The organism is Paenibacillus sp. FSL K6-2862 (assembly GCF_038005125.1).
GTDB lineage: Bacteria > Bacillota > Bacilli > Paenibacillales > Paenibacillaceae > Paenibacillus > Paenibacillus illinoisensis_A.
This window is the reverse complement of the sequence record NZ_JBBOSN010000001.1, coordinates 2,460,764-2,485,326: the sequence shown is the minus strand read 5'-3', so window position 1 is coordinate 2,485,326 and position 24,563 is coordinate 2,460,764. Positions and strand designations below refer to the sequence as shown.

23 protein-coding genes are annotated in these 24,563 nt (G+C 46.5%); all 23 read right to left on the bottom strand.

Translation table 11 applies throughout. From position 1 onward, the window contains the following. Window positions 1–37 precede the first annotated feature (37 nt). The gene (locus MHB82_RS11525; RefSeq protein WP_341174696.1) at window positions 38–778 is read right to left on the bottom strand and encodes a regulatory protein RecX; all 741 of its coding nucleotides are present in this window, start codon (window positions 776–778) and stop codon (window positions 38–40) included. Between the two features lie 278 nt (window positions 779–1,056). Further along, window positions 1,057–2,121, bottom strand: coding sequence for a recombinase RecA (gene recA / locus MHB82_RS11520; protein WP_095358574.1), 1,065 nt, complete (start codon window positions 2,119–2,121; stop codon window positions 1,057–1,059). Window positions 2,122–2,358: 237 nt separating this feature from the next. Further along, a complete protein-coding gene (locus tag MHB82_RS11515) occupies window positions 2,359–3,615 on the bottom strand; it encodes a competence/damage-inducible protein A (RefSeq protein ID WP_095358575.1) in 1,257 nt (418 codons plus the stop codon). Between the two features lie 108 nt (window positions 3,616–3,723). Continuing rightward, window positions 3,724–4,311: a CDP-diacylglycerol--glycerol-3-phosphate 3-phosphatidyltransferase gene (gene pgsA, locus MHB82_RS11510; protein WP_095358576.1), complete on the bottom strand. Its 588-nt coding sequence runs from the start codon at window positions 4,309–4,311 to the stop codon at window positions 3,724–3,726. Between the two features lie 322 nt (window positions 4,312–4,633). Continuing rightward, the gene (locus MHB82_RS11505) at window positions 4,634–5,125 is read right to left on the bottom strand and encodes a YajQ family cyclic di-GMP-binding protein (RefSeq protein ID WP_095287698.1); all 492 of its coding nucleotides are present in this window, start codon (window positions 5,123–5,125) and stop codon (window positions 4,634–4,636) included. A gap of 149 nt (window positions 5,126–5,274) precedes the next feature. Beyond that, the gene (locus tag MHB82_RS11500) at window positions 5,275–5,439 is read right to left on the bottom strand and encodes a hypothetical protein (protein WP_164848671.1); all 165 of its coding nucleotides are present in this window, start codon (window positions 5,437–5,439) and stop codon (window positions 5,275–5,277) included. Between the two features lie 73 nt (window positions 5,440–5,512). Then, on the bottom strand, window positions 5,513–6,568 hold the full coding sequence (locus MHB82_RS11495) for a helix-turn-helix domain-containing protein (protein WP_110822580.1): 1,056 nt from the start codon (window positions 6,566–6,568) through the stop codon (window positions 5,513–5,515). Between the two features lie 71 nt (window positions 6,569–6,639). After that, entirely contained in the window at window positions 6,640–7,407 is a 768-nt protein-coding gene (locus tag MHB82_RS11490) for a DUF3388 domain-containing protein (RefSeq protein ID WP_095287700.1), read from the bottom strand. A gap of 187 nt (window positions 7,408–7,594) precedes the next feature. Then, window positions 7,595–7,858, bottom strand: coding sequence for a DUF3243 domain-containing protein (locus MHB82_RS11485; protein ID WP_341174695.1), 264 nt, complete (start codon window positions 7,856–7,858; stop codon window positions 7,595–7,597). 121 nt (window positions 7,859–7,979) lie between these two features. Then, entirely contained in the window at window positions 7,980–8,729 is a 750-nt protein-coding gene (gene ymfI, locus MHB82_RS11480) for an elongation factor P 5-aminopentanone reductase (protein WP_426640577.1), read from the bottom strand. A gap of 22 nt (window positions 8,730–8,751) precedes the next feature. Beyond that, window positions 8,752–10,032, bottom strand: coding sequence for an EF-P 5-aminopentanol modification-associated protein YfmH (yfmH, locus tag MHB82_RS11475; RefSeq protein ID WP_341174694.1), 1,281 nt, complete (start codon window positions 10,030–10,032; stop codon window positions 8,752–8,754). A 3-nt stretch (window positions 10,033–10,035) separates the two neighbouring features. After that, window positions 10,036–11,316, bottom strand: coding sequence for an EF-P 5-aminopentanol modification-associated protein YfmF (gene yfmF, locus MHB82_RS11470; protein ID WP_341174693.1), 1,281 nt, complete (start codon window positions 11,314–11,316; stop codon window positions 10,036–10,038). 130 nt (window positions 11,317–11,446) lie between these two features. Beyond that, entirely contained in the window at window positions 11,447–12,274 is an 828-nt protein-coding gene (gene sleB, locus MHB82_RS11465) for a spore cortex-lytic enzyme (RefSeq protein WP_341174692.1), read from the bottom strand. A gap of 189 nt (window positions 12,275–12,463) precedes the next feature. After that, window positions 12,464–15,196 (bottom strand): FtsK/SpoIIIE family DNA translocase, encoded by a 2,733-nt coding sequence (locus MHB82_RS11460; RefSeq protein WP_341174691.1) that lies wholly within the window; start codon window positions 15,194–15,196, stop codon window positions 12,464–12,466. A 90-nt stretch (window positions 15,197–15,286) separates the two neighbouring features. Further along, window positions 15,287–15,517 carry a YlzJ-like family protein gene (locus MHB82_RS11455; RefSeq protein WP_095358583.1) on the bottom strand — a complete coding sequence of 77 codons (231 nt, stop codon included), beginning with the start codon at window positions 15,515–15,517 and terminating at the stop codon, window positions 15,287–15,289. After that, window positions 15,514–16,287: a ClpP family protease gene (locus MHB82_RS11450; protein ID WP_371859910.1), complete on the bottom strand. Its 774-nt coding sequence runs from the start codon at window positions 16,285–16,287 to the stop codon at window positions 15,514–15,516. Before MHB82_RS11450 ends, MHB82_RS11455 begins: the two co-directional genes overlap by 4 nt. Before the next feature lie 216 nt (window positions 16,288–16,503). After that, a complete protein-coding gene (locus MHB82_RS11445; RefSeq protein WP_095287708.1) occupies window positions 16,504–18,183 on the bottom strand; it encodes a ribonuclease J in 1,680 nt (559 codons plus the stop codon). Window positions 18,184–18,656: 473 nt separating this feature from the next. Continuing rightward, complete coding sequence (gene dapA, locus MHB82_RS11440) at window positions 18,657–19,535, bottom strand: 4-hydroxy-tetrahydrodipicolinate synthase (protein ID WP_341174690.1); 879 nt, start codon at window positions 19,533–19,535, stop codon at window positions 18,657–18,659. 45 nt (window positions 19,536–19,580) lie between these two features. Further along, the gene (gene dapG, locus MHB82_RS11435; RefSeq protein WP_095358586.1) at window positions 19,581–20,798 is read right to left on the bottom strand and encodes an aspartate kinase; all 1,218 of its coding nucleotides are present in this window, start codon (window positions 20,796–20,798) and stop codon (window positions 19,581–19,583) included. Window positions 20,799–21,214: 416 nt separating this feature from the next. Continuing rightward, window positions 21,215–21,811, bottom strand: a complete 597-nt coding sequence (locus tag MHB82_RS11430; RefSeq protein ID WP_095358587.1) for a dipicolinate synthase subunit B — start codon at window positions 21,809–21,811, stop codon at window positions 21,215–21,217. Further along, a complete protein-coding gene (dpsA, locus tag MHB82_RS11425) occupies window positions 21,808–22,707 on the bottom strand; it encodes a dipicolinate synthase subunit DpsA (protein WP_095358588.1) in 900 nt (299 codons plus the stop codon). The genes MHB82_RS11430 and dpsA overlap by 4 nt, the downstream gene beginning before the upstream one ends. Window positions 22,708–22,846: 139 nt before the next feature. Continuing rightward, a complete protein-coding gene (dut, locus tag MHB82_RS11420) occupies window positions 22,847–23,293 on the bottom strand; it encodes a dUTP diphosphatase (protein ID WP_170948039.1) in 447 nt (148 codons plus the stop codon). Next, window positions 23,253–24,536: a M16 family metallopeptidase gene (locus MHB82_RS11415; protein ID WP_095358589.1), complete on the bottom strand. Its 1,284-nt coding sequence runs from the start codon at window positions 24,534–24,536 to the stop codon at window positions 23,253–23,255. Before MHB82_RS11415 ends, dut begins: the two co-directional genes overlap by 41 nt. Window positions 24,537–24,563 lie beyond the last annotated feature (27 nt).

Below are 24,563 nucleotides of genomic sequence, written 5' to 3'. Positions count from 1 at the left end.
AATTGTCAAGAGAATGCAGTACACTGTGTAGTCTCTGTTAATCCCATGGTAACAACTCGTCATCTTCAGAATCTTCGACTTCATCTTCTTCAATTAAACAATTCACAACTTTACGTACCATATCCATAGGAAAACCGCGTCTCATCAAGAAGGGAAGCGTTTTGCGTTTCTTCTCTGCAACGTCCCCTTTGACTTGGTTCCACTTCTTTCGCCCTGCGGTCAAAGCTGTCTCAAACTCTACATCCGCATCCACGCCTTCAAGCGCTTCAACGATGAGCTCATTGGCAATGCCCTTTTGACGCAGCTCTTGCCTTATCCACAGTTTTCCCTTCCTCTGCCCTGTCATACGCTGCCTTGTCCATTCCTTCGCAAACCCTTCATCGTCCACAAGCTTCTCCTGCTCAAGCCGATCCAGTACTTCTTCAATTAATGGTGCTGCAAACTCTTTCTGACGAAGTCGCTGGCTTAATTCATGCCTTGTACGCTGTTTGTGCTCTAAGTAACGCAATGCCTGAACATAGGTTTGCTGCCGCTCATCCGCTACTATAATCTCTTCGAGATCTTTCTTCACAAATGTGTTGCCCCGGGTCATTCGATATTTGATCATTACATCTTCCAGAACCGTAATCGAGTACATACCGAACGTGATCCGGTACCGGGCCTGCCTGCTTTTTGTTCGTTCTACCCGTGTAATGACAAGTTCTTCGTTATCCGGGAATTGGGAGATCCCCTCCAGTTCTGCTGTTTCGTACAAATCATCATCATCATGTTGATCCATTCAGGCCTCTCCCTCCTTTTTGTTCAACTCTGTATCTTTCTAAATTATGAAATACCTACCTTCTTAAAGAAAACTGCAGACCAAAATGCAAAAAGCCGGGAATCCAACCCGGCTCCAGCTCACTCAATAAATGTGCTAACAGCCCCTGTCCAATGGACAGGAGCTGTTAGACAGCGCGAGAAACACGCGCCGTCTCCCCTAGCAGGATCGGTACAATTCACCCCAATCCGGGAAGTCCAGTAAGCAACGCCTTCTGGATCCTCCTGGCAAGGGAAGAATTACTCGTTAATCTCAAACAATTCTTGTTCTTCTGCTTCTTCTTTTTGTTGATCTTCGCTCGTAGGAGCAGGAACTACCGTCGTCAGATTGCTGGCTTCACGAATTTTTTGCTCGATCACTTGAGCGATCTCTTTATGCTCTTTCATAAACTGCTTCGCATTTTCACGACCTTGACCCAGACGTTCGCCTTCGTAAGAATACCAAGCACCACTTTTATTAACGATGTCGAGTTCTGTTCCAATATCAATGATACTACCCTCTCTGGAGATACCTTCACCATACATGATATCTACTTCTGCTTGTTTGAACGGTGGTGCAACTTTATTTTTGACAACCTTCACACGGGTACGGTTCCCGATTATGTCATTACCTGATTTAATACTCTCAATACGGCGAACATCCAAACGAACTGTAGAGTAGAATTTCAGGGCACGTCCACCAGGCGTTGTCTCAGGGTTACCAAACATTACACCAACTTTTTCACGAAGCTGGTTGATAAAGATGGCAATGGTTTTGGATTTGCTGATTGCACCAGACAATTTACGCAACGCCTGAGACATCAGACGTGCTTGCAAACCAACGTGGGAGTCCCCCATTTCGCCTTCGATCTCAGCTTTTGGTACCAAGGCAGCAACAGAGTCAACAACGATAATGTCAACAGCACCACTGCGCACAAGTGCTTCAGCAATTTCCAATGCTTGTTCGCCCGTATCCGGCTGGGACAAAAGCAATTCATCAATGTTAACACCCAGTTTACTTGCATATTGAGGGTCAAGAGCATGCTCGGCATCGATAAATGCAGCTTGTCCACCGACTCTTTGCACTTCAGCAATCGCATGCAATGCTACAGTTGTTTTACCTGAAGATTCAGGTCCATATATTTCAACAATCCGGCCTTTTGGCAAGCCGCCTGTTCCAAGTGCTATATCCAGAGCCAAGGATCCGCTGGGTATGATTTCCACTTGCATGTGAGTTGACTCACCCAGTTTCATGATAGATCCTTTACCAAATTGCTTCTCTATTTGACGGAGCGCCATATCAAGCGCGGCACGACGGTCTGACAATATGCTCACACCCTTTACTGTTTATAAGATAATGATACCTTGTTTTAACACGTTTGCCAAGCTTTTTTTCGAACATACATTCGTTTTTTTTATAAAGGCCGAGGCGCCTCTTCCTAGGCAAAACTTGCAATGAAACAGAAAAAAGAACCGCAAACAAGGCTGAGTGCCCAATTCTACGGTTCTTCCGTCTGTTTTGATTATACTTGAATATCCCTGTAAAAGCAATTCAAGGTATACCTAGTCCATAGCAACCAGTTTGCGCCATAAGCGGTATAAAATAGCCTTGGTCGAACGGATGCGGACAGTCTCCCGATTACCGTTGATACGCAATTCGTGAATCTCCGTCTCTTTTCCCCGCTCAGCAAGAGCGATAAAAACCAGACCTGGTGGCTTACGCTCAGAGTAACCTGGACCTGCTACTCCTGTAACGGCCAGACCAAAATCGGAATCACCGATCATGCGTACCTGTTCAGCCAATACTTTAGCAACTTCAGGGCTCACAGCCCCGGGAGCATCTTCACCCTCCAGATAGTCATGAGGGACATTCAGCAGCTTTTCCTTTATCTCGTTGGAATAACATACAATTCCGCCTTTGAGCATGGAAGCACTGCCAGGAACCGAAGTCAGGCTCTGCATAACAAGCCCTCCTGTACAGCTCTCAGCCGCGCTCAGGGTCAGACCCATATCAGCCATCATGGTTACAATTGTGTACTCTATAGGCACATCCTCGTTCGCGTAGAGGTGTTCAGGCAACCGTTCCCGAATGAGTACCTCCATGGCATCCAGCTTCTGTTTGGCCTCATTCTCACTCGGAGCCTTGGTGGACACCCGTACCGTTACCTCTCCCTCACTTGCATAAGGTGCAATCGTAGGGTCGGTTTGGCTATCAATCAGGTCAAGCAGACGGTCTTCCAATGCCGACTCACCGATCCCGGCAAATTTCAACATTTTCGAATAAATCGGCATTTCTTTCGTAAGAACATGTTGGAACAACCAAGGTTTGACCTCCTGCTCAAACATGGGAATCAGTTCTTTTGGTGGCCCAGGCATGACAATATAATGCTTCCCATTATCCGAGATGGCATTACCCGCTGCAAGACCCGTTTCATTAGCCAGCGGGGTCCCTCCTTCAACCACGATGGCTTGACGCCGGTTATTCTCCGTCATCTCCACATTGCGATCCCTGAAGAAGCTTTCGATTTTATCCATTGCCATCCGATCAATATGTAGGCTGCGTCCCAACACTGCTGCTATGGCATCCTTGGTTAGATCATCCTGCGTAGGTCCGATACCGCCTGAGAACAAAATGACATCAGCTCGCCCTTGGGCAATTCGAATGGCTTCACTGAGACGATTCAGATTGTCCCCTACCACCGTTTGAAAATAAACGTCAATCCCGATAGCAGCCAATTCACGGGATAAATATCTGGCATTCGTATTTACGATCTGTCCGAGCAGCAACTCTGTTCCGACTGCGATAATTTCTGCCTTCATTCAGCATCCTCCTGTACACAATGTGAGTGATCAAAGGGCAATAGGATGTTTTCCTATTGCCCTTTGCGCAAGCTGTCCTTCATAAATTACCCGTTTTACCTTAAACTTTTACGCTTTTGATAAATTAAGCAAATTTTTGTTTTTGATGAAATAATCAATGCCAGACCAAATCGTAATGATCGCTGCAGCCCAAACGGCTATAACATCAACATGTACCCCAGTATAAGAGAACGGGAAGTTGTTAAGCAGGAGCAAAACGATGGCTACAATCTGTATTACGGTTTTCAGTTTGCCCCAGTTGCTGGCCGCAACAACCGATCCATCCAGCAAAGCAATTTGGCGAAGGCCAGTCACCGCAAACTCCCGGCTGATAATGACGACAGCGATCCATGAGTCCAGCTTACCCATCTCAACAAGTGAAATGAGCACTGCAGTCACTAGCAGCTTGTCAGCCAGCGGGTCGAGCAGCTTGCCCAAATTGGTGACCATATTGTTTTTCCTTGCCAGGTATCCATCAATTCCATCCGTACTGGCTGCAATGATGAAGATAATGGCAGCGATCAGCTGATTATACGGAAGCGAAAAACTTCCAATCTGCATAGGCTCCGGATAAAATGGAAAGTCCACGAGCAGAAACACCATTAAAAAAGGGATTAAGCAAATTCGTGCAAGCGTAATCCGGTTGGGTAAATTCACAAGACGCCCTCCCTCTTATCCTCCAATACTTCAAACAATCATCCTAACCCCGTATCCATCATCCGGAAGGTGAACATGTAAAATACACTGAGTACACCACTGATCTCATATGTAAAAACGCAAAAAATAAAGTCAACCGTTCAAACGCAAAATCGTTTAAAACGTTCCGGCGACCTCCAAAAGGTGTACTGCTTTTCACAAAGTCAGCAAAACGATGATGACTGGGCTTTATGCTTGATTGCTAGCAATGCACACTTAGTATAATATACGCCAATTGCAGTGTCAAAACACGTTTTCCACAACAAAAATGGACGTAACAAACTTATTTGAAATTGGTATATTGCAAATCAAGAGGCAGATTGGCACCATTCAAAAGCTGCATAACGGCTTGCAAATCATTTTTACTCTTACCAGTTACCCGGAGCTGGTCCCCTTGAATCTGGCTCTTCACTTTCATTTTGGAATCACGAATCAGAATATTGATCTTTTTCGCGATATCCTGATCAATCCCCTGTTTAAAACTCAGACGCTGGCGCACTGTCCCGGAAGAAGCTGGCTCCACTTTGCCATAGTCAATGTTTTTGAGCGGCAGATTCCGCTTCGCCATTTTGGATTGAAGAACATCAATAACAGCCTTAAGTTTGGTCTCATCGTCCGATACAATTGTCAATGCATCCTTGTCCAGTTTCAAGCTGCTTTTACTACCTTTAAAATCGTAACGTGTACTGATTTCCTTTTCCGTCTGTGTAACGGCATTCGTTAATTCCTGCAAGTCCATTTTGGACACGATATCGAACGAATTCTCTGAGCTCAATCTGGTCACCCTTTCAATTAATCATTTGTTCTGTGTAACATTATAGAGGATTCGCCCGGGAAAAGTCTAATTTTGAGGGGTAAACAAACGAAAAAGCATTTTCAGCCACCGCTTTTGCAGTAACCAAAAATGCTTTAACGCAGAGCAATCTAATATCGGCTGCGGTTGGGCTGTCTGAACATGTCGAGCACACCCAGAATGACGTGCGCAAGTCCGAAGCCCAAAATTCCGTAACCCCAAGCGCTTGGAGTCAAATAATAACCCAGGAGGCTGACAATGATTCCTAAACCTGTGACGATCCAGCTGACTGTCATAGCCATCCACCTCGCTTTACCGAAAGTTAACTGCTAGTGAAGACAAACTTATTGTCCCCCGCAGTTAATGCCCTTATTCGCCGCCTGTGACAGAGCCTTCGGTTCCTGCATCGGAGCCTTCGACAGAGCTCGCATTTGTTCCGGTAGACGCGCCTGTGCTTTCATCTCCCAATTGGAGACGAATCCGGTTGGTGGCCTTCCCATCCGTTACGACTTGACCACCAACTTCAATGGTCGTAGCCGCAGCATATCCAGACTTAATGTACAAGCCGGTGCTATCCAGATCAAATGACATACTGTCTCCATCGGCTGTCATACCAAATTGCAGTTTTTCTCCGCTTGAATTCTCACCTTTATACACTTCCAGCCAGCTCTGACCTGAAGCATTAATAGTAACCTTAACCGGTTGACCTGCACTTCCATTTACTTTGAAATTTGTAATATTACCTGATTTTCCATCTTCAGCAACCGTTACAGTCCCTGCATTATCTGCTGGCTCTTGATCTTCGGTGTCATCCGGGGTTTGTTCGTCCGTCTGACCTTCGGTACCCTCACCAGTAACGTCGGTCCCCCCACCATTGCCGCCTGCTTCTCCTTCGGCCTGACCGGTTTCTTGTCCTGCAGATTCGTTATCCGGTGGAGTGGATGCTTGACCGTTGTCCGTCGTCTCATCCGGTTGATCATTCGGCGTTTGCTGACTATCTGTAATTTTGGTTTGATCGACGCCTTGTGTATCCGCATCATCTCTATTCATGACCACATACACGTACAGCAAGGCAACAATCAGAATCGGAAATGTCCACATTAACGCTACTGACATCCATCGATTGCTGCGCTCGACAGGTCGACTTGAACGTTTTTGAATCACGGGCTCCATGGTTGCTTCTGTTTCCTCTGCCGGTACATCTTTCTTATGTCCCTCCAGCAGCTCATCAGGGTTTAGTCCAACCGTCTCCGCATAGGTTTTAATGAAAGCTCGCACATAGAAGCTGCCAGGAAGCACCTTATAGTCCCCAGCCTCTATTGCTTCCAAGTACCTCTTGCGAATTTTAGTCATTTCCTGTACATCGTCGAGACTCATCCCCTTTTGCAGCCGGGCCTCTCTTAACTGCTGACCCAGTTCAGACATGCTATCTCCTCCTTATGTTTATCTTTTTCTCTTTGGTTGTTGCTATCTATTCCATGATTCCGTACGGAGCATTACAGTTCGTCGGTGTAACTGGCCGTAAACGTATCATAAATAATTTCCTCATTCGGATTGTTGCGAAGTTCAATAATGATATCAAAATCGTTATAGTCATATTCTGATTCCTGCACAAAAATATCAGGATGTTCAATGACCTTGGTACTCGGCATCGTCATAATGTCCTGCAACAGATTATAATGCCGTTCACTGGAACGAATCGTACTTACGATACCATCAATGATGAAGACATTGTTTGGGTTCATTTCGTCCTCGGAAAGTTGGCTCCTTATCGTTTGACGAAGCAAAGTGGACGAAACAAACGTCCATCGTTTCATCGCACAGACGCTACCGGCGATAATGGATTCCGTTTTTCCGACACGAGGCATGCCCCTAAGGCCAATCACCTGATTGCCTTCCCTTTTAAATACTTCACCCAAAAAGTCCACGAGTAACCCAAGTTCGTCTCGTGTGAAACGAAAAGTTTTGCGATCGTCCGAGTCGCGGTCAATGTACCGGCCATGACGCACAGCCAAGATGTCGACCAATTTGGGTTGACGCAGAGCGGAAACCGTAATGCTGTTCACTTTTGCAAGCATTTCACCCAGCAAACGAATCTTCTCATCGTCGTCGGATTCGAGCAGCATTCCTCTTGTTTTGCCCTCAACACCATTAATGGTCAATATATTTACTTCAAGCATCCCCAGCATGGAGGCAATGTCCCCCAACAAACCGGGTCTGTTCTTATGTATTTTATATTCCATATACCATTGTTTAGATTCCATTTAAACACCCCGTAATGCAATATTCCACATTGTTCGACAGCAGCAGATCGTGCCCGAAGGACACCGAACTGAGACATCTTCTAAAAATGGGTCACGTTAATGATATATAAAAAGAAAATGAATTACAAGAACAGGTCTGTAATCATTAGAGAAAAGCCCCCTTGCGGGAGCTCTCCATCGGTGGATCTTATGCGTTTTGTTTGGCCAATTTGACCATCAGGCGCGCAATCGTACGACGCTCTTCGGCATCGCCGACATCCCATATTTCCTTCAATGCCCGGTTGGAATGGTTCGCTGGATCCACTTTCTCATCCAGAAAGTCACCAATCTCATACGCAAGTTTGTTGATGGTTTCTTCACTCATCCCCATCTTCTCTGCTTGCTGTACGCGATCACCCAAGAACTTTTTCCATGTGTCAAAACTGCTGAGCACCGTTTTTTCTGTTGACATGATAAATCCTCCTTAGCTGTCGCATGAGATTTAAAATCAACAGTTGTAATATGTGCCTATCGAGCAATTAATATTCAGGATAAATCATCCATTCAGCCGAGACCCGCTAAACTTCCATTCTTCAGGTAAGCCAGCCGCCATTCGGACTAATGATCTGGCCGTTAATATATCCGGATTCTGGTAGCGCGAGAAAATAAACAAGAGAGGAAATTTCATCAGGCTGCGCAAGTCTCCCAGCTGGAATTTCCTCCTCCAGCATTTTCAGTTCATCCTGATCCAGATGATTCAGCATAGAGGTCTGAACGGCTCCGGGGGCAACTGCATTTACAGTAACACCGGAAGGTGCAAGCTCTTTCGCAAGAGCTTTTGTAAAGGCATTTACGCCCCCTTTCGTGGTGGAGTACAGTACCTCACAAGATGCACCAGATAATCCCCAGATGGAGGATACGTTAATGATTCGTCCGTATCGCTGTGAAATCATGTGAGGCATCATGATCTGAGTACACAGAAATGTGCCTTTCAAATTAATGGCCATTACTTCATCCCATATTTCTTCCGTCACGTCAGACAACAACCCATAATGTGAAATGCCTGCGTTATTTACCAGAATGTCAGGCATTAATCCATGTGACTCCAATTTTTCACGCATACGCTCAATCTGTTCCCGGCTGCGGAGATCCGCAGACACCGTCATGACTTTACCGCTGCCCTTTTCCATGCACCTTCTCGCTGCTTCATTGGCTGCCTCATGGGATTTCATATAGTGAATAACCACGTTCATACCGACCATTGCAAATCGTTCTGCAATAGCTGCTCCTATACCACCGCTTGCTCCAGTAACCAGTACTGTCATATCTCCAATCGGCTTCATTTGTCCTGTTCCCCTCTCCATTTTACGGACTCACGACAAGCGATACAGCCAGTTGTTCCCAGCGAATATGCTCTTTCAGTCTGCGATTTACTTCTTCCAGTGTGATGGATTCATATATCGGAATCATGTTGAAGAAATCACCGCCACGGAACTGCTCACGTGTAAATTCATGGGCAATATTCTCCGGTGAATTAAGCATGCGCAAATATCCCCCGATTTTCTTTTTGCGTGCTCGCTCAAAGTCCGAAGCTTCGAATCCCTTTTTAACAATGACATCAACCTCTTCCCGTATGCGGGCCAGCAATAGATCCGGGTCTTTAGTATCACCACCAACTACAGAGAATGCATACTGCGGCGAACTAATGTATTCATGTCCGAAGCTATCCGATATGAGATCCTCATCATACAGTTTTTGAAATAGGGCCGTGCTAGCGCCAAACAGAAGATCCAGCATCAATTTGGTCGTCATATCACGCCGGAGCAGGTCTTCCCCCGAGAATCCAACATCCGTTTCCTTAAAGCCAAACAGACACTTGGGCAATGAAACCGCGAGCCTTGCTTCCCTCCTGGCCTCCACAACCCCACTGGGCTCCTGTTCAAATATCCGTTTGATTTCACCTTGAGGTTCGTAGTTTTTCTCTGCCTGGTTCGAACGAACCATATCCATGACTTCTTGAGGTTCTACTCCACCTACAACAAATAAAAGCATATTACTTGGATGATAAAACGTATTGTAACACGTGTACAGCGTTTCTTTGGTTATCGTGCCGATCGATTCCACCGTTCCCGCAATATCGATATGGACGGGGTGTTTTTGGTACATTGCTTCAATCAATCCAAAATACACACGCCAGTCCGGATTATCGGCATACATATTAATCTCTTGTGCAATAATGCCTTTTTCCTTGTCCACATTCTGGTCCGTAAAATAAGGATTTTGCACAAAGTCGACTAATGTTTGTATATTTTCATTCACATGTTCTGTCGCAGAAAACAAATATACGGTCTGGTCGAAACTCGTAAATGCATTGGCAGATGCCCCATTGGATGCAAAAGTTGCAAAAATATCACCTGTCGGCTCCTCAAACATTTTATGTTCCAGAAAATGAGCGATACCGTCGGGAACCTGAACTTCTTCCTGACCTTTCACCTGAAAATGATTGTCTACAGAGCCGTATTTGGTTGCAAACGTGGCAAACGTTTTTTGGAATCCGGGTTTAGGCAATACATAGACATGAAGCCCATTATCCATGACTTCGTAATACAGCGTTTCCTGCAAATGTTCGTAATGTATGCTCTCCACCAGTTATTCCCCCTTCTCATCCCGCAAGAAGTAGATCGTGTCCAGACGGAATTGCTCTGCCGCCTCACGAACGTTTTCTTTGCTGATTTGCTCAACCTGAGCGAGCAGCTCGTCAGCGGTCCGCTCCTTGCCCGATAACTGACGATTAAAGTCATACGCAATCATCTCAAAAGCCGAATCCTGCATTTCTTTGAGCAGATTGCGGATCATCGCTTTGGTCTGGGACATTTCCAGATCACTAATATTTCCACTTTTCATTTCATCTAACTGCTGCTTGATGATCGAAACAGCTTTTTCATAATTAGGTATTTCAATCCCGGATTGAATCGTCGCGATGCCTTTATGTCCGTCATACCGGGAGGAGGCATAGTACGCCAGACTCTCCTTTTCACGAACATTAACGAACAATTTGGAATGCGGATATCCTCCAAGAATGCCGTTGTACATTAATGCTGCTGCATACTGCGGGTCGCCATACGTAATAGACGTACGAAGTCCCATATTCAGTTTACCTTGGTTAACATTTAGTCGTTCAACAACCGTCTCCACTTCTTTGTCACCGCGGACGGCCTGGTTTGTCACATAGTTAGAGGAATGGGTACGATTTACATCAAAATGTTTTTGAACTAGACTCTCCACTTCTTCGAGCGTCGTGTCACCTACAACATACAGATCCATGCTAGCCTGCTGCAGCCACGTCTGATAAGCGGTCGTTAGCACATCAGGTTCGATTCCCGGCAGATCCTGACGTTTCCCTAACGGATGCAAGCGGTACGGCTCATTTTTACACATTTCCTCGATACTGCGCTCTGCCGCATAACGCATTTTATCATTAACAACAGACTCCAGCTGTTTGCGGACGGTCTCACGTTCTGAATGCACATAGGCCTTCCTGAAATGCTCATCTTCCATTGCTGGCCGAGTAAGTACCTCCCCCAAAAATGCAAAGGAACGATCCAAAAGCTGCTCATCCCCGCCTACAAAGGAATCATTAATCGTGTCCATCCGGAACTGTACAATCTGATAGTCTCCACGTTTGTATACGTCAAAACCAAATCCAGCTCCATACAAATGCTCCAACTGTTCACGAAACTCCGTTGTTTCAGGATAAGACTGGGTTCCACGACGAAGCACAAATGGCGTAAGCGCTACTTTGGTGACCGTTTCTTCTTGCAGCGGGACTCCTGCATACAACGAAATGGCAAAAGTCTTGAAACGTTTAGTGGGCAGTACATGGATACGAAACTCCTTTTGACTGCCCCGTTCAAATCCTGATGTATTCAAATGTCAAAACCCCTTTACGGCGTCATTTGTTAGGCAATATTTCAGTAACTCTCAAGTGCAACAACCATTTTAACCCATGCAAAAGGCAAGAAGCAACCGAAGACGCGTCTTCTGGTTGCTTCCAACATCATCACATACAAAAGATATGCTGACCGATTGTTTTCACCTGAGGACGGGTCCAGATCCACTTAGAAGTAGCCGTCTTGGGATTGAAGTAATACAGGCAGCCACCAGATGGGTCCCAGCCATTCATTGCCTGCTCAACTGCTTTACGGGCTTGAGCATTGGGTTCCAGATAGATCTGCCCGTCAGCTACAGCGGTAAATGCACCAGGCTGGAAAATGACGCCGGATGGTGTATTTGGAAAACTCGGTGATTTAACACGGTTCAATATGACTGCTGCTACAGCAACCTGACCTTCAAAGGGTTCTCCCCTGGATTCGCCGTATACCGCATTGGCCATAATCTTAATCTCATTCTCCGATAAGCCCATGGAATTGGCGGAACCCATGTTGTCCTGCTCTTTGTTTGCATTGTCGGTTTTGTCCGTACCCTGGCCTGACGATTCCTTGTGCAGTGGAGGCTCGGTCGGGGACCATTGTTTAGTTGCATTGTACAATCTCAGTTTAGTTTTAGCGCCAACCACGCCATCCGCTTTCATACCGAATTCAGATTGAAACCACTTTACGGATTTTAGTGTGCTGCTGCCAAAGTTACTATCGATTTTACCATTGTAAAAACCTAAGTACTTCAGTCTGCCTTGTAGCTCGTATACATCCTGTCCATAACTTCCATATTGCACGGTGTTGCTGCTGAAGGTGGGCAGCGATTTCTCTTCCACCTGGGAAGTATTTGGTTTGGATTCTTGGTTTGCCGAATGGTCAGGGAGCAAATAACGAATTCCCAATGCAGACATCAGCAAGATCGCAGTGAAAAGCCATATGTTCATTTTTCGCATCGACTGTGCTCTACCTTTCTCTTGTGGGATTAACAGAATCGCTAACGTTATTATGACAAGCCTGCTTGCTTCCTATGCACCAAATCATCCGATCATTGGACAACATGGCAAAACCTCAACGACCATCAAGAACAAAAAAGCCCCCAACTTATTGTCAGGGGCTTGCATAGATACAATTCTTAGTGGTACTTAGGAACTTATTTTGTTTTGTTGATATTGTTCCAGCGAAATTAGAACCTCCCTTGGCTTACTGCCCTCATACGGACCAATAACGCCACGAGCCTCCATCGAATCGATCAGACGTGCAGCGCGAGTATAACCCACACGCATGCGCCGCTGAAGCAAGGATACGGAAGCTTGCTTCGCTTCCAATATAATTTGCACAGCCTGCTCGTACAATTCATCCTGTACTTCATCTGCCGCTTGAACGGAGTCATCGACTTCAGGAACAATTGATTCATCGTACTGGGCTTCGCCTTGTCCACGCACATAATTAACAATATTCTCAACTTCTTCATCACTCATGAAAGCTCCCTGCACCCGTACAGGCTTGGAAGCCCCCATTGGCATGAACAGCATATCACCGCGACCCAGCAGTTTCTCGGCTCCACCCATATCTAAGATCGTCCGGGAGTCCACCTGTGAAGACACACCGAATGCGATCCGGGAAGGGATATTGGCTTTGATGACACCTGTAATGACATCTACAGAAGGCCGCTGCGTGGCGATGATGAGATGGATTCCGGCTGCACGCGCCATTTGCGCAAGACGGGCAATGGCATCTTCCACATCCCCGGCTGCAACCATCATCAGATCCGCAAGCTCGTCCACTATAACAACGATGTATGGCAACACGGCTGCCGGGTTATCCTTCATCAGGTTGTTGTAACCTTCGACGTTCCGTGTACCCGATTTGGAGAACAGCTCATACCTTTTCTCCATCTCGACCACAATCTTTTTGAGGGCCAGCGAGGCTCTCTTGGGATCCGTAACTACCGGTGCCATCAGATGAGGAATGCCATTGTATACGTTAAGCTCAACCATTTTCGGGTCGACCATCAGAAATTTCACTTCATCCGGTTTCGCTTTGTACAGAATACTTGTGATAATCCCGTTAATACATACCGATTTACCAGAACCCGTAGCACCTGCAACAAGCAAATGGGGCATACGGGCAAGGTTGCCGATGATGGTCTGACCAGAAATATCCCGTCCAAATGCAATAGTCACTTTGGATTCTGCATCCTGAAACGTGGATGTTTCCATAACCTCACGCATCGTTACAACGGAAACTTCACCGTTAGGCACTTCAATACCGATCGCTGATTTACCCGGAATCGGCGCTTCCATCCGGATATCCTTGGCCGCTAATGCCAGTGCGATATCATCAGTCAAACTTACAATCCGGCTAACTTTTACACCTATATCCGGCTGAATCTCATATCGCGTAACTGCTGGTCCTCTAACAACTTCAAGCACCTTCGCCCGCACACCGAAGCTTTCCAGTGTGGCTTCAAGCTTCCGGGCAGTTTGCATATAATCTTTTTGATCCCCACCCTTACCGCCGTTGTTAGGCTTCGCAAGCAGGCGGAACGAAGGGAGTTTATAGGGCTTCGGAGGTGGTGGAGGCGGTTTAACAGGCTCCATCTCCTGCCCCTCAACACTTTCACCGTCCATCACCGAAGATGAATTATTTAACCCACCAGGTTGTCCTTCCGGGCTGTTTTCCATCTCACTCAGGTCATCAGCACTCGCCTCGTTTACAGGCCAATCCGCTCCATCTACCAGTTCATCACTAATTTTGATCGGAATGTCGTCTTCTCGGCTGGAATCTGAAAAGTCCTCAGGAAAAGGATACGCATCGTCCAAATCGTCATCCTTCACATGATCCTCGGATCTGACGTGTTCGAAGAAATCACGAATAATCGGAGCCGAACTGGTTTTCGGTGAAGCAGTCTTTCCAGCAGAGGATGGAACATCCGAGACAAATGATGGCTCTTCATTCCATGATTCTGCGAAATGATCCGGCTCAGCGCGATATAATACTTGCTCTGCTGCCGGTGGCTGCTCTTGCTCCATCTCTCGGTCTGATTTGGTTGTCTCCCGATCCGAACCCCACTTACCAAACAATTGAAAGAAAATGGGTGCTTTCCGCTTGGGAAGATGCATCTCTTCCAAGTCATCCTCTTCATCCTCTTCAATATCTGCCGGAATAGGAACCACTTTACGTGCTGCTCCACCTTTTTTTCCCGAGGATGTTGCAGCAGATCGTGCTGATGGTCTGGACTCCAGCTTTTTGTAGATCGAACTGCCGGCATCCCATACCTTCGTTCTGAATATACGCACCAGATCGACATAGGACAGATTCGTAATCAGCATAAAACTGATAATAAACATCACGATCATGATCAAACGCGCGCCAAGACTACCGAACAGCCACAGGAACAGAGCAAACTGAGCAGCCCCAATGTAGCCACCACTTATGTCCTTATTTAACATGGAATCACGTTCACCTGGGGCAGGTTGAAGCAGTTCGGTCTGCATATCATTATGTACTTGTGTAATCACCGCACCTGGCTCGAGAGCCCCCACAGGAATAAGCTTCTGATGCATTGCAGATACGGTGCTCATCAACGTTAAAGCAAACACCAGAAGAACAAGCCCGGTCTTGCGAGTAGTCCAACCGCTTGGCCACTTTCGATGAATCATAACCATCAATCCGTAGTAGATCCCAACCAGCGGAATGGCGAAATAGAACTTCCCTAGCATTAATCCGAACATTTTGGATAGTGAACGTCCTACCGTTGCTTCTCCGGATAGAGCGATAACCGCCAGAGTAATGAGCACTATACCATAGATTTCATATTTTAAAACGCCGCTGAACGCAGCGCCTTTTTTCTTCTTCTTTTTTCTTCTGGCCAAAATCAGGTCACCCCCAGAAGAATATTATACCATACAAATTTAATCCGTACATATGTTCTTTTCTTGCCCTATTTGTCTTTTTTCGTCATGTTATGTTGGTCCCGCGTTACCTGAAAGAGGAACTTTGGAGCCAGGCATATTGGCGGGATCAAGGTACGCTTCAAGCGGGCAGTCAAGCAAACGCACTATAACAGCTTCGCTCTCACTAACCGGTCTGATCTGCATCAATAAACCGTTAATCTTGACTTCACGCGTATCCTCCCCTTCATTCCACATCCCCGACCAGAGATGTTCCGGCGGCATTACAGTATACATGGTCATTGTGTAAGGCCTCCTGCCTGCAGGGTCTGTCTCTTGTCTCCCATAAGTTTGTTCAGCTGTGCAATGGCTTGTCCAATACCGCCAACCGCATCCATTAATCCGTATTTGACTGCATCAGCACTCCCCACGGCGGTACCGATATCCCTGTTCAATTCCCCTGTCTTAAACATAAGTTCTTTGAACATGTCCTCCGAAATATTCGAATGCGTGGTGACAAAGCGAACAACCCGTTCCTGCATTTTCTCCATATACTCGAATGTTTGAGGCACCCCAATGACCAGTCCGTTCATCCGGATGGGATGAATCGTCATTGTTGCACTTCCGGCAATCAATGAATAGGTGGATGCTACTGCAATTGGAACCCCAATGCTGTGTCCTCCCCCAATAACAACGGTAACGGTAGGCTTGCTCAGAGAAGCAATCATCTCGGCAATGGCCAACCCTGCCTCCACGTCTCCTCCCACGGTGTTCAGAATAATCAGGATGCCTTCAATCCGGGGATTCTGTTCAGCAGCAACCAATTGCGGGATAATATGCTCGTACTTCGTGGTTTTGTTTTGCGGAGGCAGAATCAAGTGACCTTCGACCTGTCCAATAATCGTCATACAGAAAATATTGGACTCTCCTGCAGGTGATTGAGTCTGTCCGAACTGCTGGATGGCCTCTGTAACTGGAGCCAACCCTTTGTCATCTTGGGCAGGCATGCCCGGTGTCTCTGTCTCGGGTTGATTCGACTTGGATGTCTGTTTGCCATTTATATACTCACTCATTAGATTAATCCCCTTCCCCATAACCATTTTAATGTATTCCTTAGTATGGGGAATTTTCCAGTCTACTTATACCCAATGACCTGCCAAAAATCTCTCACATCCTCCATGGATCCAAACCGTAAAAAACAAAAAAAGCCCCTGATCTACGAGGAACCGTCCAATATTACTCGTAGATCAGGGGCGACTGTGTGCCTGAATATATGATTTTAATGTATTTTAAACTTCCATGATAATTGGCAAAATCATCGGTCTGCGACGAGTTTGCTCATACAGGAAGCGTCCCAGTGCGTCTTTTACATTCGTTTTGAGTGAAGCCCATTCGTTTACGTTCTCACTCATCAACTTTTGCAGAGTGCTGCTGACAATACGGTTGGCTTCATCAAGCAATCCTTCGGATTCCCGTACGTATACAAATCCACGGGAGATGATATCCGGACCGGATACAATTTTACCATCCTGTTTGCTCAGGGTAACTACAACGACAAGAATACCATCTTGGGATAACAGTTTGCGATCACGCAATACGATGTTACCTACATCGCCTACACCCAATCCGTCGATCAATACGTTTCCTGCAGTAACTTTACCGGCCTTGCGTGCTGCTCCGCCTTGAATCTCAACCACTTCACCGATATCCGTGATGAAGATGTTATCAGGGTCGATACCTACAGATTCAGCAAGAACGGCGTGGCGGCGCTGCATACGGAACTCACCGTGAATTGGCAAGAAGAATTTAGGTTTCATCAGGTTAAGCATCAGCTTGAGCTCTTCCTGGCTACCGTGTCCGGATACGTGTACACCGCTGTTCGCACCACTGTAATGCACATTAGCTCCGAGACGGAACAGTTCATCAATGGTACGGCCTACATACTTCTCATTACCTGGTACCGGCGTTGCTGCAATAATAACCGTGTCACCAGGAAGAATGTCTACTTTACGATGAGTAGAACGAGCCATCCGAGTCAATGCAGACATTGGCTCGCCTTGACTTCCTGTGCAGAGAATAACAACACGGTCAGCAGCCATTTTACCAACTTCTTCAGGTTCAATGATCATGCCGTCCGGAATATCCAGATAGCCCAGATCCGAAGCAATACCTACAACATTCACCATGCTGCGTCCAATGACAGCCACTTTGCGGCCAGTCACTTCTGCTGCATTAATGACCTGTTGAATCCGGTGTACGTTGGAAGCAAAGGTAGCGACAACAACCCGCTGGCTCGCTTTACGGAAGATATCTTCCAGAACAATACCCACATTTTTCTCAGAAGGCGTAAAGCCTGGTTTCTCGGCATTAGTACTATCTGACAAAAGCGCAAGTACGCCATTTGTACCGATCTGTGCCATACGTTGAAGATCCGCATATTGACCATTGACTGGTGTGTGGTCGAATTTGAAGTCACCTGTATGAACTACAGCACCTTCTGGTGTTTCAACACATACACCAACGGAATCCGGAATACTATGGTTAGTAGCAAAGAATGTTGCTTTCAATACCGAACCAAGTTGGATTTCGGAATCAGCATCAATCAGAATGCGTTTTGTTTCACCCAGCAAATTGGCTTCTTTCAGCTTGTTTTCCACCAGTCCGAGTGTAAGCTTGGTTCCGTATACAGGAACGTTAAGGTGTTTCAGAACATACGGCAATCCACCGATATGATCTTCGTGACCGTGAGTCAAAATGATACCTCTTACTTTGTCACGGTTCTCAGTCAAGTACGAAATGTCAGGAATGACAATGTCTATTCCAAGCATATCTTCTTCAGGGAACTTAAGGCCAGCATCTACGACAACAATGTCGTTAGCGTATTGGATGACATACATATTTTTACCAATCTCGCCTACGCCGCCCAGTGCAAAAATCATCAGTTTATCGTTATTATTTTTCTTAGACAAATGAATCTGAACCTCCTATGGTAGTTGGACGTCGTACCTTATTATTTTATTTATTGTAAGTTAAAAAAGTAATCTCCACATAACAAACCAATAGATAGGCATGTATGCAAAAGAACACCTTTATTCACGATATTTGGAAGAAGTTCTTCGAAGTAATTCACCTTCACCAACAAGTTGGGTTTGAAATCATTCCTTCTTAGCCGTTCCTTCCCTTTTCACCGCAAAGCCACATCTCGAAACGATGTCGCTTTCAATTTCAAAAAAATACCGCACCCAGTCACTTGACATCATTATACATGATTAAAAACAAAAAAAACAAGTCACTCTGTCGTTGAGCCCTAGGTTTCCCTTTATCAGCCAGGATGAAACAACCCAAAAAAGCGAAAAAAGAACCGCTTCTTCTTTTCCAGAAGAGCGGTTCCTGTCTGTTTAAAAAAGGTTGCCAAGATTAATAATTTCAAGACTTGTGCCTGCTATTCATTAAACAAGCCACGGATAAAGCCCTGCTCGTCTTCGGTTGGAGCAATGAGCGGTAGACGTACAGAACCCACATTCATCCCACGTAACGTCAGTGCATATTTCACTGCAACCGGGTTCGGCAAAGGCTGAGGACACTCAAACAAACCTTTGAACACCGGGAAAAGCTGCTGATGCAACTTCGTTGCCTTTTGAGTGTCTCCGGCGACAAAGGAATCAATCATCTGCTTCATCTCTGAACCAACCACATGACTCGCGACGCTAACAATGCCGTATGCCCCCACCGTGATAGCTGGTAAGCCTGACGCATCGTCTCCCGTATATACTTTAAAATGATCGGGTGCACCTGCAGCGACGAGTGTCACATGCTCCAAAGAAGCACATTCTTTCGTAGCCACGATATTCGGTATCTGAGCCAGACGAAGCGTTGTGGCCGCAGACAAGCAGGCTGAGGTACGCCCTGGTACGTTATATAGCATAACAGGCAGTTTAGTTGAGCTCGCGATGGCTTCAAAATGTTGGAACATGCCTTCCTGGCTTGGTTTGTTGTAATAAGGAACGACCAAAAGGACCCCATCCACGCCGACACGTTCAGCTTCTTGAGTCAGATGAATCGAATGGGCAGTATTGTTAGACCCTGTTCCGGCAATGATTTTGCATCTTCCTGCAGCATGCTTTACTGCAAACTCAAAAAGCTGCACCTTCTCACTGTCGCTAAGTGTAGGAGATTCACCGGTTGTACCGGACACCACAAGTGCTTCAGATTTTTGATCTGCAATTAAATAGTCTATAAGCCTTGCAGTTTCCTCCCAATGAATCTCCCCCTGTTCGTTGAACGGAGTGACCATTGCTGTAATCAATCTTCCAAAGTCCAATTCGATTTCCTCCTTCAAAACAGGTCTGGCTCCGATCGCTTCTATTTACAGATGAAGTTCGAATGAGGTATGAAGCGCCCTCAGGGCCTGAACCATATCTTCTTTTTTTACAAGTACCCAGATGGTTGTGTTCGAATCTGCCGATTGCAAAATCTGAATGTCAGCCAGTGTTAACGATTCAACGATTCTTGCCATGATGCCAGGCACACCGTTAATTCCACCGCCGATCACCGAAACTTTGGCACAGCCGGACAGACTTTGAGGTTTAAGACCAATCTCTTGCAATACTTGAATTGCTTTTTCAGAGTCACTGTCAAATACGGTATAGACGACTCCTGAAGGGGTAACATTAATAAAATCAACACTAATCGAATTTTCAGCCATTGTTTTGAAGACTTTCAGCTGCAGCCGATCTGCGCCTCCAGGTACATCCACTGTGATTTGGGTAACATTGCTAACGTAAGCAATACCCGTCACATAACGATCTACTATGCCTGTCTGCACATCCTGGAAGCCTTCCGGATGGGTAACAAGGGTTCCTTCGCTGTCGGCAAAAGTGGAACGCACGCGTACAGGAATCTGGGATTGCATTGCAATTTCAACTGCTCGGGGGTGAATAACCTTGGCCCCATGATGCGCCATATTACAGATCTCCGCATAACTCACCACAGTTAACGGACGTGCATCCTCAACAATTCGCGGATCGGCAGTTAAAATGCCGTTTACATCCGTATAGATATCCACCATCTCCGCATGAAGAGCAGCCCCCAGTGCCGTCGCTGATGTATCACTACCCCCACGACCTAAAGTGGTAAAGTCCCCGCTCTCTGTCTGCCCTTGGAAACCAGTAACAATAACAACACGATTCTTTTGAAGCTCCTCCAGCACACGAACAGGACGGACATCCAAAATCCGGGCATTCCCGAAATTGTCGTCCGTCACAAAGCCTGCCTGCGCACCAGTCAGTACAGTGGTGGGGATGTTTTCATGTTCCAGAAGACTGCTGAGCGTTGTAGCTGATATGATTTCACCGCAGCACAATAATAAATCCTTTTCACGTGCAGACAGCGAATTACCATTTTGTGCTGCCCAGTCGAGCAGTGTATCTGTAGCATAGGGTTCACCCCGGCGGCCCATAGCGGACACAACAATGACAAGACTAAGTCCTGCCTCAAGTTCACGTTTAATATGACGGAGCACGTGCTCTCTCGCCTGAACTGTAGAGAGCGACGTGCCTCCAAATTTCTGTACCATGATACGCATCTTAATTCCTCCATTTGTGTACGCAAGAAGACTGGACACGGTCAAATCAACAAATGGATCAACCCAGGGAGCGTTCCGATGCAATAAATTCAGCAATGATTACGACATTATATGCCGTTTTTCCTCTGTAGATTGCTCAAAGCAATTCACAAACTGAAGCTCGGTTGTCACCGATCACGACATGCATATCTTCATGAACGCATCCCGCTTGCGATCATTTCACTGCAAGCAGGAATGCCCTTCAACGACAGGAACGCGTACACAGAAAGCTGTTAAACTTCCGACATATCGTCCCCCATGATTTTCTTTGTCTACCCTAACCAAGTTCAATTCTTCATGCGTATAACCGTTATCCTGGAACTTCTCCACTCCGAAATCAAACCTGTAAGCATTAGTTAAACTTGGTTAATAAACGATTAAGCCTGTGCAGAACGTTCCACAATCATTGGCTGTAACTGTTTACCTTCCAGTGCACTCCAGCATGCCTCCGGAATAAGTTCCATTTTAGCTACTAACGAGTTTGGTTTCTTCACCGGATCATCCTGCCCGAACGGTACAAAGTACATATATTTTGCCACAAGCAGTTTGGCGATGTTCGCGGCATTCAGTCCTAGACCATCATTTGTGGAGATAGCAAGCACTACCGGACGCTGATTCCGCATCTGGGCTTTGGCTGCCATCAGCACAGGGCTATCGGTCATCGCATTAGCCAGCTTACTGGTGGTGTTCCCTGTGCAGGGAGCAATCACGAGCACATCAAGCAATTTGGCTGGCCCGAGCGGTTCCGCCTCAACAATTGTAGAAATAATATCATTACCGGTTATATCTTTCAACTGTTTTTGCCAGTTCTGAGCCGTACCAAAGCGTGTATCCGTTGTTAATACCGAATTGGAAATAATCGGAATGACATTTGCGCCCTCAGCCACAAACCGGCTAATTACCGGCATAACCTCTTCAAACGTACAATGAGAACCTGTAATCGCATAACCTACCGTTTTACCCTTCCAGTTCATAGTTCAACCTCCCGTGCGTTTTGTTCTTCCAAAAGCAAACGGATCAACACGTCGGCAATAATGCCGCCAGCCGTTTTGGGAGCAACAATGCCGGGGAGGCCTGGCGCTAGAAGCGCTTTAATGCCGCGTTTTTCAGCATATCTGAAATCACAGCCGCCAGGAGCGGATGCGAGGTCAATAATGACTGCTTTTTGCGGCATTCTGGACAGGATTTGTGCTGTGATTATCATAGTCGGTATCGTATTAAAAAGCAAGTCAACTGCCCCGGTTTGAGCGGCCAAATCCGTTGTCATGAAAGGCTTCCAGCCCATGATGTTAGCCCTAGCTGCATCTTCTTCCCGTCTGATTCCCACCCGTACATTTGCCCCAAGACCCTGGAGCGTTTTCGCCATTGTGAATCCCGTTCGGCCGAGCCCAAGCACAATACATTCCGACCCGTGGATCGTGAAGTCCGTCTCCCGAATCGCCATCGCGACCGCTCCCTCAGCTGTCGGTATCGAGTTGTAGAGCGCAATATCGTCACGATCCAATACCTCAATAAGCCGCAAGCCGTTATCCACGCACAACTCACGCAAAAATGGCTTTGCCATTCCTGTGAAAACAATACAATGCTCTGGCAATGCCGCTATCTGTTCTTTTTTGAGGAAAATCGGCAAGTCACTGAATGAGGTGCTTACTTTCCCCTGATCATCACATCCAACCACGGGCAGCACCAGCACATCCGCAGATGCCAACACCTCATCCTCCAGCTCATGATGTTCGATCCCCGGAATAGAACGCTCCAGCTTGTCGAAACCGACCACACTCACTGTGGCATCCAGCTCTGCGCATTTTTGAATGACTTCAAGCTGCCGCGCATCTCCGCCCAGGACTACTATCCGGACTCCGGTCAGCATCGGGACGTCACTCCTTTCACCACATGTATGCCTTATCGTATGCAGGGGCCCACAGGGGGGTGAAAACATTTCCTATCTCTTCTTCAAACAAAAAAGGCCTTCCCACATGGGAAGGCCCTTCATCATTCGTAGTCGTTTATTATTTTCCGGTATGACCGAATCCACCTTCGCCGCGAACCGTTTCCGAAAGTTCGCTTACTTCGGTTAGTTCAACAGCAGGCACAGTCTGAAACACGATCTGGGCAATGCGTTCACCCCGTACAATCGTGAATGGCTCCTGGCCTAGATTAATCAAAAGCACTTTAACCTCACCCCGGTAATCCGCATCGATGGTACCCGGTGTGTTTAAACAGGTAATGCCGTGTTTAAACGCCAGGCCACTGCGTGGGCGAATCTGTGCTTCAAGGCCCGCAGGCATAGCCATAGCCAGACCTGTCGGAATCAGCGTGCGCTGTCCCGGCTGCAGTACAACGTCCTCCTGAAGCGCAGCAACTACATCAAAGCCTGATGCAAGCTCCGACATTTTTTGAGGCAGTTTTATATCTTCATTGCCCGGTAACTTTTGAATTTGAACGTAATGCAACAAAATCATCCCTTCTTAATCCAGCAATGGTGCGATCAGAGGCACCGACCATAGCAAGCGCAAATGGCTCCGCGAACATCAGGTCAAGTACAGCATCGATATCTTCCATCGTTACTTGTTCAATTTTGGCAATCATTTCATCCAGCGTATGGTGTCTGCCCAGCATCAGTTCGTTTTTGCCCAAACGATTCATCCGGCTTCCCGTGCTTTCCAAACTGAGAATCAGACTTCCCTTCAGCTGTTCTTTTCCTTTGCGCAGTTCATCTTCCGTCAGACCGTTAACTGCAAGATCCTGTAGTACCTCTTTGGTCAGGTCCAACACTTCTTTTGTTTGTTTTGGTGCAGTACCTGCATATATCGTGAACAGACCGCTATCCGCATGTGAACTGTGATACGAATATACGGAGTATGCCAGTCCGCGTTTTTCACGAATTTCCTGGAACAATCTGGAGCTCATGCCGCCACCAATAGCATTGTTCAATACAACCATGGCAAACTGCAGTGGGTCTCCTATTTTGCAGCCCGGGAACGAAATACAGATATGGTTCTGTTCCGTTTTCTTCTTGTGAAAGAGCTGCCCGCTCTGGAATTTGGGAACGGTAATCTGTTCTGCCTCACCATGAACGTCAAATGATCCAAAGTGTTTTTCCATCAACTCAATTACACTGTCATCAATATTACCTGCAATACTAATCACTGTGTTCTCAATGGTGTAGTGCTCTTTCATATAAGCACGCAAATCGTTCGAACCCATCGCTTTGAGTCGTTCCTCCGTACCCAAAATTGGGTAAGCCAGTGGATGCTCTCCATAAGCAGCCGTAGCCATCAGATCATGTACCATATCATCCGGGGTATCCTCGTACATTGAAATCTCTTCGAGGATGACATTTTTCTCTTTGATGAGCTCGCCATCATCCATTTTGGAACGGAAAAACATGTCAGACAATACATCTACAGCGATAGGCAGATGTTCATCCAGTACTTTAGCATAATAACACGTGTATTCTTTTGAAGTGAACGCGTTCACGTTACCGCCGATAGCATCAAACTGTTCCGCAATTGCCTTGGCATCGTAACGATCCGTTCCCTTGAACAACATGTGCTCAATAAAATGTGATACTCCATTGTTAACAGGCTGCTCGTTGCGCGATCCTGTCTTGACCCATATACCAAAAGACACGGAACGACAGGTCGGAATCTGTTCCATGACTACCCTGAGGCCATTGCCCAGCTGAATTTTTTTCACGGTTGGCCCTCCTACATCTCTATAATT